This is a genomic window from Kitasatospora sp. NPDC101801 (assembly GCF_044766665.1).
Lineage (GTDB): Bacteria > Actinomycetota > Actinomycetes > Streptomycetales > Streptomycetaceae > Kitasatospora.
This window is the reverse complement of record NZ_JBIWML010000001.1, coordinates 701,030-716,174: the sequence shown is the minus strand read 5'-3', so window position 1 is coordinate 716,174 and position 15,145 is coordinate 701,030. Positions and strand designations below refer to the sequence as shown.

The 15,145-nt window shown below is 73.9% G+C and carries 15 protein-coding genes and 1 riboswitch; of the genes, 6 read left to right on the top strand and 9 right to left on the bottom strand.

Translation table 11 applies throughout. From position 1 onward, the window contains the following. Positions 1-16 precede the first annotated feature (16 nt). Positions 17-89, bottom strand: a riboswitch (cobalamin riboswitch). 233 nt (positions 90-322) lie between these two features. From ACIRPK_RS03135 to ACIRPK_RS03125, 3 genes are read left to right on the top strand one after another with little or no spacing between them, the layout of a single operon-like run. Beyond that, positions 323-1,531, top strand: coding sequence for a cobalamin biosynthesis protein CobG (locus tag ACIRPK_RS03135; RefSeq protein ID WP_403032110.1), 1,209 nt, complete (start codon positions 323-325; stop codon positions 1,529-1,531). Beyond that, positions 1,528-2,154, top strand: a complete 627-nt coding sequence (locus ACIRPK_RS03130) for a precorrin-8X methylmutase (RefSeq protein ID WP_403032107.1) — start codon at positions 1,528-1,530, stop codon at positions 2,152-2,154. Before ACIRPK_RS03135 ends, ACIRPK_RS03130 begins: the two co-directional genes overlap by 4 nt. Then, complete coding sequence (locus ACIRPK_RS03125; protein WP_403032104.1) at positions 2,151-3,659, top strand: precorrin-2 C(20)-methyltransferase; 1,509 nt, start codon at positions 2,151-2,153, stop codon at positions 3,657-3,659. Before ACIRPK_RS03130 ends, ACIRPK_RS03125 begins: the two co-directional genes overlap by 4 nt. A gap of 57 nt (positions 3,660-3,716) precedes the next feature. On the opposite strand, the gene ACIRPK_RS03120 is transcribed toward ACIRPK_RS03125, so the two are convergent. Beyond that, complete coding sequence (locus ACIRPK_RS03120; protein WP_403032101.1) at positions 3,717-4,202, bottom strand: YcxB family protein; 486 nt, start codon at positions 4,200-4,202, stop codon at positions 3,717-3,719. 133 nt (positions 4,203-4,335) lie between these two features. Here ACIRPK_RS03120 and ACIRPK_RS03115 point away from each other — a divergent pair, with 133 nt between their 5' ends. Continuing rightward, positions 4,336-5,232, top strand: coding sequence for a S41 family peptidase (locus tag ACIRPK_RS03115; RefSeq protein ID WP_403032098.1), 897 nt, complete (start codon positions 4,336-4,338; stop codon positions 5,230-5,232). Here ACIRPK_RS03115 and ACIRPK_RS03110 read toward each other — a convergent pair. Continuing rightward, positions 5,203-5,946, bottom strand: coding sequence for a cobalt-precorrin-6A reductase (locus ACIRPK_RS03110; RefSeq protein ID WP_403032095.1), 744 nt, complete (start codon positions 5,944-5,946; stop codon positions 5,203-5,205). The two genes, ACIRPK_RS03115 and ACIRPK_RS03110, sit on opposite strands and share 30 nt — an antisense overlap. Positions 5,947-5,966: 20 nt before the next feature. On the opposite strand from ACIRPK_RS03110, the gene ACIRPK_RS03105 reads away from it, so the two are divergent. Further along, complete coding sequence (locus tag ACIRPK_RS03105) at positions 5,967-7,076, top strand: cobalt-precorrin-5B (C(1))-methyltransferase (RefSeq protein ID WP_403032092.1); 1,110 nt, start codon at positions 5,967-5,969, stop codon at positions 7,074-7,076. Between the two features lie 259 nt (positions 7,077-7,335). On the opposite strand, the gene cobM is transcribed toward ACIRPK_RS03105, so the two are convergent. From cobM to ACIRPK_RS03085, 4 genes are all read right to left on the bottom strand, one after another. Continuing rightward, positions 7,336-8,091, bottom strand: a complete 756-nt coding sequence (gene cobM / locus ACIRPK_RS03100) for a precorrin-4 C(11)-methyltransferase (RefSeq protein WP_403032089.1) — start codon at positions 8,089-8,091, stop codon at positions 7,336-7,338. Continuing rightward, entirely contained in the window at positions 8,088-9,341 is a 1,254-nt protein-coding gene (cbiE, locus tag ACIRPK_RS03095) for a precorrin-6y C5,15-methyltransferase (decarboxylating) subunit CbiE (RefSeq protein ID WP_403032086.1), read from the bottom strand. Before cbiE ends, cobM begins: the two co-directional genes overlap by 4 nt. Before the next feature lie 106 nt (positions 9,342-9,447). Next, positions 9,448-10,062 (bottom strand): SAM-dependent methyltransferase, encoded by a 615-nt coding sequence (locus ACIRPK_RS03090; RefSeq protein ID WP_403032083.1) that lies wholly within the window; start codon positions 10,060-10,062, stop codon positions 9,448-9,450. A 91-nt stretch (positions 10,063-10,153) separates the two neighbouring features. Next, positions 10,154-10,495, bottom strand: a complete 342-nt coding sequence (locus tag ACIRPK_RS03085) for a DUF5713 family protein (protein ID WP_403032080.1) — start codon at positions 10,493-10,495, stop codon at positions 10,154-10,156. A gap of 102 nt (positions 10,496-10,597) precedes the next feature. Between ACIRPK_RS03085 and ACIRPK_RS03080 the strand changes: the two genes are divergently transcribed. Further along, positions 10,598-11,020 (top strand): hypothetical protein, encoded by a 423-nt coding sequence (locus ACIRPK_RS03080; RefSeq protein ID WP_403032078.1) that lies wholly within the window; start codon positions 10,598-10,600, stop codon positions 11,018-11,020. 59 nt (positions 11,021-11,079) lie between these two features. On the opposite strand, the gene ACIRPK_RS03075 is transcribed toward ACIRPK_RS03080, so the two are convergent. From ACIRPK_RS03075 to ACIRPK_RS03065, 3 genes are all read right to left on the bottom strand, one after another. Further along, positions 11,080-11,847 carry a hypothetical protein gene (locus tag ACIRPK_RS03075; RefSeq protein ID WP_403032075.1) on the bottom strand — a complete coding sequence of 256 codons (768 nt, stop codon included), beginning with the start codon at positions 11,845-11,847 and terminating at the stop codon, positions 11,080-11,082. 65 nt (positions 11,848-11,912) lie between these two features. Further along, a complete protein-coding gene (locus ACIRPK_RS03070; RefSeq protein ID WP_403032073.1) occupies positions 11,913-12,626 on the bottom strand; it encodes a hypothetical protein in 714 nt (237 codons plus the stop codon). Between the two features lie 157 nt (positions 12,627-12,783). After that, a complete protein-coding gene (locus tag ACIRPK_RS03065; protein WP_403032071.1) occupies positions 12,784-15,027 on the bottom strand; it encodes a germacradienol/geosmin synthase in 2,244 nt (747 codons plus the stop codon). Positions 15,028-15,145: the final 118 nt, after the last annotated feature.

The following is a 15,145-nucleotide window of genomic DNA, read 5'->3' as shown; positions in this document are numbered from 1 at the left end:
AGTGTGAGGACGGCAGGAGTTCCTGGCTCCCACGGCTGAGCCGTGGTCACAGTGGCGGGACCGCACCGGTTTCGCACCGGTTTCCTCCTGGCGGGGGCCGCGCGGGTCAGGCTGGATAAGCCTGACCCGCGCGGCCCCCCTTATGCCGTCGCTGGCGTGGCCGGGCCGCAAGGCCCGTCCGGTCAGCATCGTACGGGGTGCGGCCCGGCTGCGGACCAGGGCCGGGGGAGTGCGCAGGGTGATACCGATCATGGCCGGTAGCTGCGGGTACGTGATGCACCGGACACCGGCGAAGGCGCCGATGGTCGGTATGCTCGCCGCCATGCCACCCACGCCTGCCGCTGCCGAAGCACGCCCCGGTCCGCCCGACCGGGCGGGTGGCGACGCCTGTCCGGGGGCGCTCCGGCTGCATCAGGCCGACGACGGTGCGCTGGCCCGGGTCCGGCTGCCCGGTGGGTTGCTGACGGACCGTCAGGCGAGGGTGCTGGCCGGGATCGCCGAGCAGCTGGGCGACGGTGCGCTGGAGCTGACCTCGCGCGGCAACGTGCAACTGCGCGGCCTGCCCGCCGACTCGGGTCCGGAGCTGGGCGGCCGGCTGCGGGCGGCCGGGCTGCTGCCGTCGGAGACCCACGAGCGGGTCCGCAACATCGTCGCCTCCCCGCTCGCCGGGCTGGACGGTGCCGGGCACGCCGACCTGCGCGGCTGGCTGACCGAGCTCGACCGGCGGCTCTGCGCAAGCGAGTTGGCGGCCGGACTGGCCGGGCTCTTCCTGTTCGCGCTGGACGACGGACGCGGGGACGTCGCGGCGCTGGACGCCGATGTGACATTGATCGCAACCCCCGGCGGCGGCGCGCTGCTCCGGCTCGGCCGGGCCGGCACCGCCCGCCGGATCGCGCCGGGTGACGAGGTGTCGGCCGCGCTCGGCGCCGCCGAGGAGTTCGTCCGGGCGCTCCGCTCGACCGGCACCGGAGCCTGGTTCGTCCGGGACGTCCCCGACCTGCTCGACCCCGGCAGCGTCCCGCTGCCCGCGGTGACCTGCGACCCGCCGGAGCCCGGCCCGTTCGCGGGCGGCCTGGTGGTCGGTACCCGGTTCGGACGGCTGACCGCCGGGCAGCTGCGCGGGCTCGCCGAGGCCGCCCCCGAGCTGCGGATCACCCCCTGGCGCAGCGTGGTGCTCCCGGGCGCCACCGGCCCGGCCCCGGCCGGGCTGCGGGCCGAGCCCGGCTCGGCCTGGGAGCGGGCCACCGCCTGCACCGGCGCACCGGGCTGCGCCAAGTCGCTGGCCGACGTCCGGGCGGACGCGGCGGCGGCGCTGGAGCGCGGCGTACCCGGCCTGCCGGTGCACTGGTCGGGCTGCGAGCGGCGCTGCGGGCACCCGGCGGGCGAGTGGGTGGACGTGCTGGCCACCGGGCAGGGCTACCGGGTGACGGCGCATCGGGCGGCGGCGCGACGGAACGACGGACAGACCTCGCAGGACCTGACAACGGAGCAGATGGCCGAGGCGGTAGCCGAGGCCCGGAGGACCACGTGATCGAGTACGAGAAGGACGGCGCGGCCATCTACCGCGAGTCCTTTGCCACCATTCGGGCCGAGGCCGAGCTGGCCCACCTGCCGGCCGACGTCTCCCAGGTCGTGGTGCGGATGATCCACGCCTGCGGGATGACCGACCTGGTGCGGGACGTGCTGTACTCGCCCCGGGTGGTCGCCGACGCGCGGGCCGCGCTGCGGGCCGGGGCGCCGATCCTGTGCGACGTGTCGATGGTCGCCAGCGGGGTCACCCGCAAGCGGCTGCCCGCCGACAACCAGGTGATCTGCACGCTCTCCGACCCGGCCGTCCCCGGCCTGGCCAAGGAGCTGGGCAACACCCGCAGCGCCGCCGCGATGGAGCTCTGGCTGCCGCACCTGGAGGGCGCGGTGGTCGCCGTCGGCAACGCGCCGACCTCGCTGTTCCGGCTGCTGGAGCTGATCGAGGCCGGTGCGCCGCGTCCGGCCGCCGTGATCGGCGTCCCGGTCGGCTTCATCGGCGCGGCCGAGTCCAAGGAGGCGCTGGCCGCGCACCCGGCCGGCCTGGAGCACCTGGTGGTGCGGGGCCGGCGCGGCGGCAGCGCGATGGCGGCCGCGGCGATCAACGCGATTGCGAGCGAGGAAGAATGACGGAGCGTACGACCGGTCTGCTGTACGGCGTCGGGCTCGGCCCCGGCGACCCGGAGCTGGTGACCGTCAAGAGTGCCCGGCTGATCGGTGAGGCCGACGTGGTGGCCTACCACAGCGCCCGGCACGGGCGTTCGATCGCCCGCTCGATCGCGGCGCCGTACTTCCGCGCGGGCGTGATCGAGGAGAAGCTGGTCTACCCGATCACGGTGGAGACCACCGACCACCCCGGTGGCTACCGGGGCGCGCTGGACGAGTTCTACGAGCAGGCCGCCGCCCGGCTGGCCGAACACCTGGACGCGGGCCGCACGGTGGTGGTGCTGGCCGAGGGCGACCCGCTGTTCTACGGCTCGTACCAGCACATGCACAAGCGCCTCGCGCACCGCTACCCGACCGAGGTGGTGCCCGGGGTGACCTCGGTCAGCGCCGCCGCCGCCCGGCTGGGCAAGGCACTGGTGGAGGCCGAGGAGGCGCTCACCATCCTGCCCGGCACGCTGCCGGAGGAGGAGCTGACGGCCCGGCTGGCCTCGGCCGACTCGGCCGTGGTGATGAAGCTCGGCCGGACCTTCCCGACCGTACGGCGGGCGCTGGAGCGCTCCGGCCGGCTGGCCGAGGCGTACTACGTGGAGCGGGCCACCATGCCGGGCGAGCGCACCGCGCCGCTGGCGGAGGTGGACCCCGACTCGGTGCCGTACTTCTCGGTCGCCGTGCTGCCCAGCCGGGTCGCGGCCGGTGCCTCGGCGCCGGCGTACCAGGGCCCCGGCGAGGTGGTGGTGATCGGCACCGGACCGGCCGGACCGCTCTGGCTGACCCCCGAGGCACGCGGTGAACTCGCCGCCGCCACCGACCTGGTGGGCTACACCACCTACCTCGACCGGGTGCCGGTCCGGGTCGGGCAGCAGCGGCACGGCTCGGACAACAAGGTGGAGGCCGAGCGGGCCGAGTTCGCCCTCGACCTGGCCAGGCGCGGCCACCGGGTCGCGGTGGTCTCCTCCGGCGACCCGGGCGTCTTCGCGATGGCCACCGCCGTGCTGGAGGCGGCCTGCGCCGACCCGTACCGCGCCGTCCCGGTGCGGATCGTCCCCGGCATGACGGCCGCCCACGCGGCCGCCTCCCGGGCCGGCGCCCCGCTCGGTCACGACTACGCGGTGGTCTCGCTCTCGGACCGGCTCAAGCCCTGGGAGGTGGTGGCGGCCCGGCTGCGCGCCGCCGCGGCCGCCGACCTGGTGCTGGCGCTCTACAACCCCGGCTCGCAGTCCCGCACCACCCAGGTCGGCCTGGCCCGTGACCTGCTGCTGGAGCACCGCGCCGCCGACACCCCGGTGGTGCTGGCCCGGGACGTCGGCGGCCCGACCGAGCGGGTCCGCACCGTGAAGCTCGGCGAGCTGGACCCGGCCGAGGTCGACATGCGGACCATCCTGCTGGTCGGCTCCTCGCAGACCCAGGCGGTGGCCAGGGACAACGGCACCGAGGTGGTCTGGACGCCGAGGCGCTACCCGGAGGCGTGATCCGGGAGGTGGGAGGGCGTACGAATGTCCGTACGCCCCCCACCGAGCCGGTCGCCGTCAGTGGGCGCCCGTTGCGGCGGCCTTGTCGTGCCGGGCGACGAAGGCGCTGAGCTCTGCCAACTCGGCTGCCTCGAATGCTCGCTTGGGGATGACCGCCACCGCCCCCTTCGCCCCATGCAACAGCATGAACTCGTCGGTCTCCTGGAGCCGCCGCAGCGTCGACCACCGCACCTCGATCCGCTCCAGATCGGTCTCCACCAGGTAGAACTCGTCGGTCAGGGTCGCCCGGCCGGGCCGGCAGATCCGGGTGGTCTGCCGGGCGGCGACGGCCCGGTAACCGACCGTCAGCAGCAGGGCGTAGCCCGTCCCGACCGTCAACGAGGCCACCCCGATCGGGAGGTTGCCCAGCGCGAGGTTCGCCGAGCCGGCGGTGAGAGCAAGCGAGGTAAGGGTCCAGCCGAGTACCCGCTGTGGCCTTCTTGCCAGCTTCAGTCCACGGAGCAGCTCCCCGGGGGTCAGCTGGTCGGACTTGCTGATGTTCATCGGACGCTCCTGCGGCAGCGGTGGGCGGGGCCACCCCACCGGTCATCATGATCCCTCCCGGCCGTCCGACCGCCGCACGGGAAGCTGGTAAATCGGTCGTGGTCCCGCAGCGCAGCTCGTACCATTCGCGCTCATGACCTCCACCAACGAGATTCTCGACGCTGCCTTGTCCAAGATCGACACCCGGTACGTCTTCCCCGAGCTGACCGCCGGGATCGGGCAGGCGGTGCGCGGGCACGCCGAGAAGGGTGCGTACGACGGGCTGGCCGGGCCCGAGTTCTGCGCGGCCGTGACCGTCCACCTCCAGGAGGTTTGCCCGGACAAGCACCTGCGGCTGCTCTGGAGCGACGAGGCGGTGCCGGTCGAAAAGGAGGACTCGCCGGCGGAGGAGAAGGAGCGCTGGGCGGAGTACTACCGCAAGGGCAACTTCGGTATCGCCAGGGCCGAGCACCTGGACGGCAACGTCGGCTACCTCGACCTGCAGTTCATCCCGGACGCCGGCGCGGGGTACCAGGCGATCGGCGCCGCCATGCAACTGGTCGCGCACACCGACGGCCTGGTGATCGACCTGCGCACCTGCCGGGGCGGCTCGCCGAACGGGGTCGCGCTCTGGTGCAGCTTCTTCTTCGCCGACGACGAGGTGCACCTGAACGACATCTACGAGCGGGAGACCGACTCCACCCGGCAGTACTGGACCTACCCGCACCTCCCGGCGCCGCGCTACCTGGACCGCCCGGTGACCCTGCTGACCGCCGCCTTCACCTTCTCCGGCGGCGAGGAGCTGGCCTACAACCTGCAGGCGCTGAAGCGCGCCACCCTGATCGGTGAGACCACCCGGGGCGGTGCCCACCCGACCGACCGGTTCGCGCTCACCCCGCACATCACGGTCACGGTGCCGACCGCCCGCTCGATCAACCCGGTCACCGGGACCAACTGGGAGGGCGTCGGCGTCGTCCCGGACGTCGCGGTGCCGGCCGACCAGGCGCTGGAGACCGCGCTCTCACAGCTGCGCGAGCCAGCCCAGGGCTGACGGGACGTCCGGGACCGTCGGCACGCCCGCCGGCGGTTCCGGACGCCGCACCAGCACGACCGGCAGGCCCAGTTCGCGGGCGGCGGCGAGCTTGGGGGCGGTGGCCGCGCCGCCGCTGTCCTTGGTGACCAGCACGTCGATCCGGTGCTCGCGGAGCACCGCCCGCTCGCCGTCCAGGGTGAACGGCCCCCGGTCGAGCAGCACCTCGGTCCGCCGGGGCATCGGCGGCTCCGGCGCGTCCACCGAGCGGGCCAGGAAGAAGAGGTCGTCCAGGGCCGCGAAGGTGGCCAGCCCCTGGCGTCCGGTGGTCAGGAAGACCCGGCTGCCGAGGGCCGGCAGTGCTGCGGCGGCCGCCTCCAGGGAGCCGACCGGGTGCCAGCGGTCCCCGGGAACCGGCACCCAGCTGGGACGACGCAGGGCCAACAGGGGAACATGGACCTGGGCGGCCGCTTCGGCCGCGTTCCGACTGATGGTGCCGGCGAAGGGATGGGTGGCATCGATGACCGCGTCCACCGCCTCGGCCCGCAGCCAGTCCGCGAGTCCGCCCGCCCCGCCGAAGCCGCCGACCCGGACCTCCCCGGCGGGCAGCCGGGGCTGCGCCACCCGGCCGGCCAGCGAGCTGGTGACCCGTGGCGCGGTCCGGCCGGGCCGGTCGGCCAGGGCGGCGGCGAGCTCACGGGCTTCGGTGGTGCCGCCGAGGATCAGGATGTGCAACGGAACTCCAGGGGACGTACGTGGCTGCTGAGACTACGGGAGGCCGGGCCGGCCAGCTGAAGAGCAGCGGTCTGCGACCCGGCTGGACCACCGGCGCCTGCGCCACCGCCGCCAGCACGGCCGCCTACACCGCCCTGCTGACCGGCGAGTTCCCCGACCCGGTGACCGTCACACTGCCCAAGGGACAGCGCCCCGCCTTCGCGCTGGCCGCCGAACTGCTCGCCGACGGCCGGGCGATGGCCGGGGTGGTCAAGGACGCCGGGGACGACCCGGACGTCACCCACGGGGCCCTGATCCGCTCCACCGTACGGCTCGGCCCGCCCGGCAGCGGTGTGGTCTTCCGGGCCGGCCCGGGGGTCGGCACGGTCACCAAGGCCGGGCTGCCGATCCCGGTCGGTGAGCCCGCGATCAACCCCGTGCCCCGGCAGCTGATGCGCGATCACATCGCCGAGGTGGCCGCCCGGTACGGCGGTGCCGGCGACGTCGAGGTGGAGATCTCGGTCGACCACGGCGAGGAGATCGCCCGCTCCACCTGGAACCCCCGGCTGGGCATCCTCGGCGGCCTCTCCATCCTGGGGACCACCGGCATCGTGGTGCCGTACTCCTGCTCGGCCTGGATCGACAGCATCCGGCGCGGTGTGGACGTGGCCCGGGCGGCCGGGCGGACCCATGTCGCCGGGTGCACCGGTTCCACCTCGGAGAAGGTCGCCGTCGCGGTGCACGGCCTGCCGGAGGACGCCCTGCTCGACATGGGCGACTTCGCGGGCGCGGTGCTCAAGTACGTCAAGCGCCACCCGGTCGACCGGCTGACCATCGCGGGCGGCTTCGCCAAGCTCTCCAAGCTCGCGGCCGGGCACCTCGACCTGCACTCGGCCCGCTCCCAGGTCGACAAGGGCTACCTCGCCTCGCTGGCCCGGCAGGGCGGTGCCTCCCCGGGACTCACGGCAGCCGTGGCGGCGGCCAACACCGCGCTCGAGGCGATCCAGCTCTGCTCGGCCGCCGGGGTCCCGCTCGGCGACCTGGTCGCGGCGGGGGCCCGGGCCACCGCACTCGACGTGCTGCGCGGGGCACCGGTCGCGGTGGACGTGATCTGCATCGACCGCGCGGGCGCCATCGTCGGCCGCGCCTGAGCCCTGCGGGCCGCACTGGTGGCAGGTGCTCAGCCCGCTACGGAGTCAGGGGCTCGGGGCCCTGCTGACGTGCGGCTCCGCCGCAGGGGCGACGCCGGCCTCGGAAATGGTGATCGTTGCGTAGGTGGTCAGGGACTTTCGCAGTGACCCGAACGCCAGATCTCCTCGCCCACGCGGCGGAGCCGCACGTCAGCAGAGCCCCGAGCCCCTGGACCGTAGCCGGTTGAGCACCTGCCGAAATGTCGGCGTGGCCGCAGGCTCAGTCGCAGGTGTGGTCGCGGTCGCGGTCGGCCGAGTAGAGGTGGCTGTCGGGGAACTGCGAGGCGGCGAGCGTACGGCCGACCAGGATGACGGCGGTGCGGAGGACGCCCGCCGCCTCGACCTGGGCCGCGATGTCGGCGAGGGTGCCGCGCAGGACCAGTTCGTCGGGGCGGCTGGCCATCGCGACCACGGCGGCGGGGCAGTCCGCGCCGTAGTGCGGGAGCAGCTCCTCGACCACGCTCGTCACGTACCGGGTGGCCAGGTGCAGCACCAGCAGGGCGCCGCTGCGGCCGAGGGTGGCCAGGTCCTCGCCCTCGGGCATCGGGGTGGCCTGCCGGGAGACCCGGGTGAGGATGACGGTCTGACCCACCGTCGGCACGGTCAGCTCGCGCTTGAGCGCGGCCGCCGCCGCGGCGAAGGCGGGCACGCCGGGGATCACCTCGTACGGGACGCCCGCCGCGTCGAGGCGGCGCATCTGCTCGGCGACCGCGCTGAACACGGAGGGGTCGCCGGAGTGCAGCCGGGCCACGTCCTGGCCGTCCCGGTGGGCGCGGACCAGCTCGGCGACGATCTGATCGAGGTTCAGGTCGGCGGTGTCGACCAGCCGGGCGTCGGGCGGGCACTCGGCGAGCAGCTCGCGCGGCACCAGGCTGCCCGCGTACAGGCAGACCGGGCTGGCGGCGATCCGGCGCTGGCCGCGCAGGGTGATCAAGTCGGCGGCGCCGGGGCCCGCGCCGATGAAGTAGACGGTCATGCCTCGTTGGTCCTCTCGGTTTCCTTGGCCACCGACCACTGGGTGACCGGCATCGCCTGGCGCCAGCCGGTGAAGCCGCCGACCGGGACGGCGTGCGCCACCGCCAGCCGGAGCAGTTCGCCGCCGTGGCGTCGGTACCACTCGGTGAGCAGCGCCTCGGACTCCAGCGTCACGGTGTTGGCGACCAGCCGGCCGCCGGGCGGGAGGGCGGCCCAGCAGGCGTCCAGCAGGCCGGGGGCGGTCAGGCCGCCGCCGACGAAGATCGCGTCGGGGGTCGGCAGCCCGTGCAGCGCGGCGGGCGCGGGGCCGGTGACCACCCGGAGCCGGGGCACGCCGAGGGCGGCGGCGTTCCGGGTGATCCGCTCGGCCCGGACGGGGGAGCGTTCCACGCTGACGGCCTGGCAGTCCCGGTGCGCGCGCAGCCACTCGACCGCGATCGAGCCGGAGCCGCCGCCGACGTCCCAGAGCAGTTCGCCGGGCGCCGGGGCCAGGGTGGCGAGGGTGGCGGCCCGGACGTGACGCTTGGTCAGCTGGCCGTCCGACTCGTACGCGTCGTCGGGCAGGCCGGGCACCACGGAGGAGCGCGGACCGTCCTCGGCGCAGTCGAGGGCGATCACGTTGAGCGGGTCGCCGGGCGGGTGCGGCCAGTCGGCGGCGGTGCCGTCGAGGTGGTGCTCGGCCGGGCCGCCGAGCTGTTCGAGCACCCGGAGCCGGGTCGCGCCCCAGCCCCGGCGGGTGAGTAGTCCGGCCACGGCGGCGGGGGTGCCGGCGTCCGCGCTGAGCACCAGGACGCGACGGCCGGGGTGCAGCGCGAGGTTCAGCGTCTCCAACGGCCGGCCGACCAGGCTGACCAGCTCGGTGGACTCCAGCGGCCAGCCCAGCCGGGCGCAGGCGTACGAGAGCGAGGACGGGTGCGGCAGGACGTTCAGCCGGTCGGCCCCCGCCAGCTCGGCGAGGGCCCGGCCGATGCCGAAGAACATCGGGTCGCCGCTGGCCAGTACCGCGAGGCCGTGGCCCGCGTGCTCGGCCAGCAGCCCGGGGACGGCGGCCCGCAGCGGCGTCGGCCAGGCGACCCGGACCGCCGTCACCTCGGCGGGCAGCAGCTCGAGTTGGCGCGGTCCGCCGAGCACCACCCCGGCCGTCCGCAGCGCCGCCCTGGTCTGCTCCCCGAGCCCGCCCCAGCCGTCGGCGCCGATCCCGGCCACCACGATCGGCGGCCCGGGCGGCAGAACGGGCGGGACACTGCTCAACACGGACACCTCGGCACGGAACACGCAGGTCGGAAGGGGCACCCGGCAGCCTACCCGGGCCCCACCGGGGCACCCGCAGCACCCGGCGGTGCCGCCCGCCCGGAGCTCAGGCGATGGTGGGACGGCGGAGTTTGAGGGTGTTGTCGATCCGGACCAGGGTCTGGCCGTCGGGGCCGGTCTGGGTGCGTTCGTGTTCGGAGCAGGTGAGGACCTGCCAGCCGGGGAGGGCGAGGTCGGCGAGGAGCTCGTCCGGGGTGGGGAGTTCGATGTCGGGGCGGGGGCCCTGGTGCCAGTCCGGCCAGGGGCCGTGGCCGAGGATCAGCAGGGTGCCGCCGGGGGTGACCGCTTCGGCGGCGGTGCGCAGGATCTCGGTCCTGGGCAGCTCGGGGGAGTAGAGGAAACCGGCGGTGACCAGGTCGTACCGGCCGGCCGGGAAGGTCGCCGCGAGGTCGTGCCGCTGCCAGTCGATCCGGTCGGCGACCCCCTGGGCCTCGGCGTGCTCGGCGGCCCGGGCCAGTGCGATCCGGGAGATGTCGGAGGCGGTGACCCGCCAGCCCTGCCCGGCCAGCCAGATCGCGTCGCCGCCCTCGCCGCAGCCCAGCTCCAGCGCGGTGCCGGGGGTGAGGCCGGCGACCTCGCGGACCAGGGCGGCGTTCGGCTCGCCGCTCCAGATCCGGTCGCTCTGGCCGTACCGCTCGTCCCAGAACTGTTCGGTGGTCATCAGGTGCTCTCCGTCCGTCGGGTGCCTACCCGACGATGTTCCGCCCGGCCCCCGCCCCGGGCCAAAGATCGTTGCCGAACCGGCAACCGTCTCACCAGTCCCGGGCGGCGATCAGCTCCTCCACGTCCGCGTCCGCGAAGCCGTACGCGGTGGCGACGAACCAGAAGTCCTCGGCGATCTCCTCCCGGGCCACCGTCTCGATCTCGCTGTCCGCCTCCTCGAAGGCGGCCTCCAGCGCGTTGAACTCCTCGGTCGCGACCTCGGTGAGCAGGTACAGCGCCGGCAGGTCGGCCGGCCGCTCGGCCTCGATCCGCTCGCACAGCCGGAGCAGGATCGCCTTGCCCAGGTCGAGGACGTGGTCCGGGTAGTAGTCGTCCGCGTACAGCGCGCGCAGGAACGGGTGCTCGGACACCTGCCGGTTGGTGATCGTCATGGCGGCATCCTGCACCGCCACACCGACAGTGCCCGGAAAACCCGGTGACGACGAGCGGGGCCGTTGGACAGAATGCCGGCATGAACAGCCGACGAAAGGCCCATGGCGCGTAAGCCGCCCGCCCGCGTCCGCGCGGGCCTCGCCCGGGGGCCCAGGCCCTACCACCGCAATCCGCGCCGGGTGGTGCCCGGCCTCTCCGCAGCCGCCCAGCGGGCGGTCGCCGCCTTCGAGCTCGCCCGTGACCGGCCCGGCGGCATCGCGGCCGCGACCGAGGGCTGGGAACGCTTCGTCCGGGGCAGCGCCCGGCACGAGCCGTACACCAGCCGGGAGCAGCCCCTCTGCCCGTGCTGCGAGGAGGCGGACCTCGACGGCCGGATCCTGCTCGAACAGGCCCTCCGCGCACTGCCGTTGCGTGCCGCCCGGGAACTCCGGTCCGTGGTTGGCGCGGTGGACCGGGTCTACCTGGCCCGGGTGCGTCCGGATCCGTGGGCCCGTGGGCAGGACGACTGGTGGCGTTTCCTGTGACGGACGCGTCAGGGCCCGCCGGAGCGCTCCGGCGGGGCCCCTGGACGGGTGACGGTGGGTCAGTCCAGGCCGAGGCCGGGGAAGAGGTCGATGAAGGGCTGGGCGGTGACCGAGATGCCCCGGCCGAAGGGGTTGTCGAAGTCCCAGATCAGGAAGAGCAGGAAGGCGATCAGGGTGGAGAAGGCCGCGGCGAGCAGCAACTCCCGGGTGGAGCGGCGGATCTGGAGCGCGAAGAGCATGCCGACGGTGACCAGGGCGCCGACCACCAGGCCGAACCAGACCACGCCCGGCATGGTCGGACCGACGCTCTGGCCACGGGAGTTGCGGGCCTCGTCGACGGTGGCGATGCGGTCCACCATGGGCTGGTAGGCCTGGTTCTCCAGCTCGGTCTGCGGGGCCCGTTCGGTCACCGTCCGGCGCAGCTGGGCGAGCAGGTCGGTGCCCTCGGCTGAGATCTCCTCGTGCTCCGACATGTAGGACCACTCGGTCTTCACCACGTACGAGACGTAGGCGTCGACCTCGCTGCGGACCTTGTCCCGGGCGTCGGGCGGCAGCACCTCGGCCCGGGCGCTCACCTCGTGCAGGGCCTGGGCCTCGCGCAGGGTGTCGGCCTGGGCCGAACCCATGCCCTCCCAGACGCCGGCGATGGCGAGGCCGAGGACGATCGCGTAGACCACGCCGATCATCATCGTCATGTACTCGATGACGTCCGGCGTCTCCGTCGGGTCGTCGTCCTCACCGACCCGACGTTGTCGCAGTACGACGACCGCCAGTACCACGGCGCAGACTGCGACCATGGCGATGAGGAGTGCCACCCACTCAGACATGAGAGAGCTCCAATTCGGTGTTCCGGTGACGGTGAGGGGTCGGGGTGCTCGCCGGGAGCGCGGGTTCAGGAGCGGCCACGGCCACCGCCGGACGAGCGGCCGCGGGGGCGGAGGGCCCCGGCGGCGAGGACGGCCGGGACGGTCACCAGCAGCACGGTCCTGGTCGGCGGCATGCCGGTCCGCTTGGGCGGGGCGGCGGCCGGGACGGGGGCCGGGCGGCGGAACGTTACGGCAGGTGAGGGAGCGGGGCGCGGTGGCGTCACGGTCGGCGGCGACGGGGGCGGGGTGACCACCGGAGGCGGTACCACCGCACGGGTCGGCGACGGCGTCGGCGACGGGGTCGGACGCGGCGTCACCTTCGGCTTGGGGGACGGCGGCGGAGGCGGAGGCGGCGGGGGGGTCGGCGAGGGCGGCGGAGTCGGGGTCGGCGAGGGCTTGGGGGTCGGCGACGGGGACGGCTTGGGCGAGGGGGTGGGCGTCGGCGTCGGCTTGGGCGGGCACGGGTGGTGGTGCGGCGGCCAGGGCCAGGGCCAGTGGCCGTGCCCCTGGCCGTCCTCCAGCCCGAGCGCGAACCCGGTGGTGACGTCCACCGTGACCGGTGCGAGGCCCACCTCGACCCGTACGCACCACTCGTGGCCGAACCCGGCCTGGTTCCCGTGGTCCTGCGGGGCCCCGGGAGCGGCCGCCCCGGCCAGCGCCGAGCAGAGCGCGGTCGCGCCGGCGACCGTGACGGCCCGCCAGAGCCATCGGCGCGCTGTCGAAGGGGAGTTGTCGCTCACGTGGAAGATCACCGAGCGACCGGGTGGATAGGTTCTCCAGTTGGACACTGAATACCTCGAAAGGGCTAACCGATCGTCAGCCAGTGTGATTGGTTCCCGAATGGGACGGTGTGCCGAAGGAGGGGCCCGGGTGCGCACCCGGGCCCCTCCTTCGGGATCAGCTTCGGCCGATCAGCTCCAGCACTCTGGCGGCCGACGTCCCCAGGCCGGTCGGACCGCCGAGCGGCTGCCGGACCGGCGTGGTGGTCGGGGCGAAGTGCCGCTGCAGTGCGGCCTCGTTGTAGCGGTCGCAGCCGGCGTGCCAGACCAGGATTCCGTACATCCAGTGCCGGATCTCCTGGACGTAGCCCTCCAGCTCCCTCCTGGCCTCCGCTTCGAGTCCGAACTCGTCCAGCAGTGCCGGGAGTTCGATCTCGGTGAGGTGCTCGAACTGCTTCATCCGACTGGTCATCAGGTCGCTCACGATGTCCAGCGCCTGGTGCCGGTCGCAGTCCAGGAAGTTCTGCACCACCAGTACCGCGTTGTGCAGCTCGCCCTCGAACTCGATCTCCTTCTGGTAGGAGAAGACGTCGTTCATCATGCAGGAGTAGTCGGCGGCGGCCGCCTCCAGCTCGACGATCGGGGTGGAGAGGAACACCTCCGGCGGGATGCTGTTGCCCCGGGCCAGCCGGGCCAGCGCCCGGGTGAGGTCCGAGCCGAAGGTCTGCCGGCGCATCTCGATGTAGTCCACCGGGTCCGGGATGTGGTTCTGCATCTGGTTGGCCAGCTCCCAGAGCCAGCTCTCCAGCATCCGTTCGACCGCGCCGCGGAAGTCCCGCCGGGACTCGACCGGCATCGGGCCCGCCGTCCGCTGCCACAGGTCGGCCAGCGAGATCTCGATCGGGTGCACCGGGACGATCGGTGACACCCCCTCGACCGCCATCAGGCCGAGCATCCGCTGGTGCAGCTGCTTGGCGCCGAGCATGTCCCCGGTGCGGCCGAAGACCAGCGGGTAGAGGTCGTCGCCCCAGGTGCCCCAGGTCAGCCAGGCGGTGGTGAGGTCCAGCTGCTCCAGGGTGGCGTCCGGGTGGATGCCGGCCGAGCAGAGCGCGAAGTCGTACGCGCGCAGCTTCTCCTCGGTCCACAGTCCGGAGCCCGGCACGCCCGGGACCAGGTCCAGCAGGCCCATCCGGTGCGCCCAGCCGACCACGTTCTCCCTGGACTGCGCCAGGTGCGGGCTCAGGTCGTTCTTGAACGGCAGGTAGAAGTCCGGCAGTTCGGTCGGGCCGACCTGCTCGAACGGCGTCCGGGTGAAGCTGCGCAGCCGGGTGGGCATGGTCCGGGCGACCGAGCCGAACAGCCGGACGGCCGAGGTGCCGAGCCCGGACGGGCCGCTCAGGTAGCCGGGCAGCGCGGCGTCGGCGCCGGCCGACTCGTTCATGTACCGGCTGGAGCGCAGGTGCCACTCGTGGCCGCCGGACTGCCAGTCCTGCAGCCCCTTGACGTAGGCGAACACGTCGGCGGCGGCCCTGGTGTCCAGCCCGTGCTCGGCCAGCAGCAGCGGCACCTCGGTCAGCGCGGTGTGCTCGAACTGCTGGAGCCGGGAGGTCAGCAGGTCGTTCACCCGCTCGGCCGCCTCCTGCGTGGAGCAGTTCAGGAAGCGCTCCAGGACCAGGACGCCGTTGGAGAGTTCGCCCTCGCCCTCGACCTCGCGCTGGTAGGAGAACAGGTCGTTGCGCAGGTGCACCCCGTCCGAGAAGGAGTCCCGCAGCACCTCCATCGGGCGGCTGGCCGCGATCACGTCCGGCACCTCGGCGCCCGCCGCGTGCTCCACCAGACCGGCCGACCAGGGCGCGCCGCCGACCTTGCGGCGCATCGCGATGTACTCGATCGGGTTGGCGACCCGGCCCTCGTTGATGTTGGCCAGCTCCCACATCGACTCGTCCAGCAGCGCCTTGGTGGCCACCGCGAAACGCTTCCGCCAGCCCATCGACATGGCCGGTACGGACCGGGCCCACAGGTCGGCGAGCCCGGCCTCGACCGCGTTGGTCGGCTCCGGGTAGCCCTGGCCGTCGTCCAGCGGCATGTAGGCGGGCAGCCGGTCCAGGTACTCCTTGCCGCCGACCAGGTCGCCGCTGCGCTTGAAGATGTCCAGGAAGTGGTCGTCGAAGAAGAACACCCAGACGTACCAGTCGGTGATCAGCGCCAACTCGGCCGCGTCGCAGTCCGGATGGGTGTACGCGCAGAGCAGCGCGTAGTCGTGCCGGTCGAAGTCGTCCTCGTCCCAGATCCCGGAGCCCTCGATCATCACCATCTCGCGGGCCCAGGCCTTGGAGTGCTCGCGGGCGCTCTCCAGGTGGGGGTTCAGCCGGGCCGGGTACGGCATGTAGAAGTCCGGCAGTTGGAAGGGTTGCGGCGCCATCGGCGTGCCAAGCCTTTCGTGGGTCTCCCCTGACATGGCGTCGGGGGGGGCCCGCCCCCCCCCCCCCCCCCCCCCCCCCCCCCCCGCGCCCCCCCCGCCCCGGGGGGGAGGGAGAGGA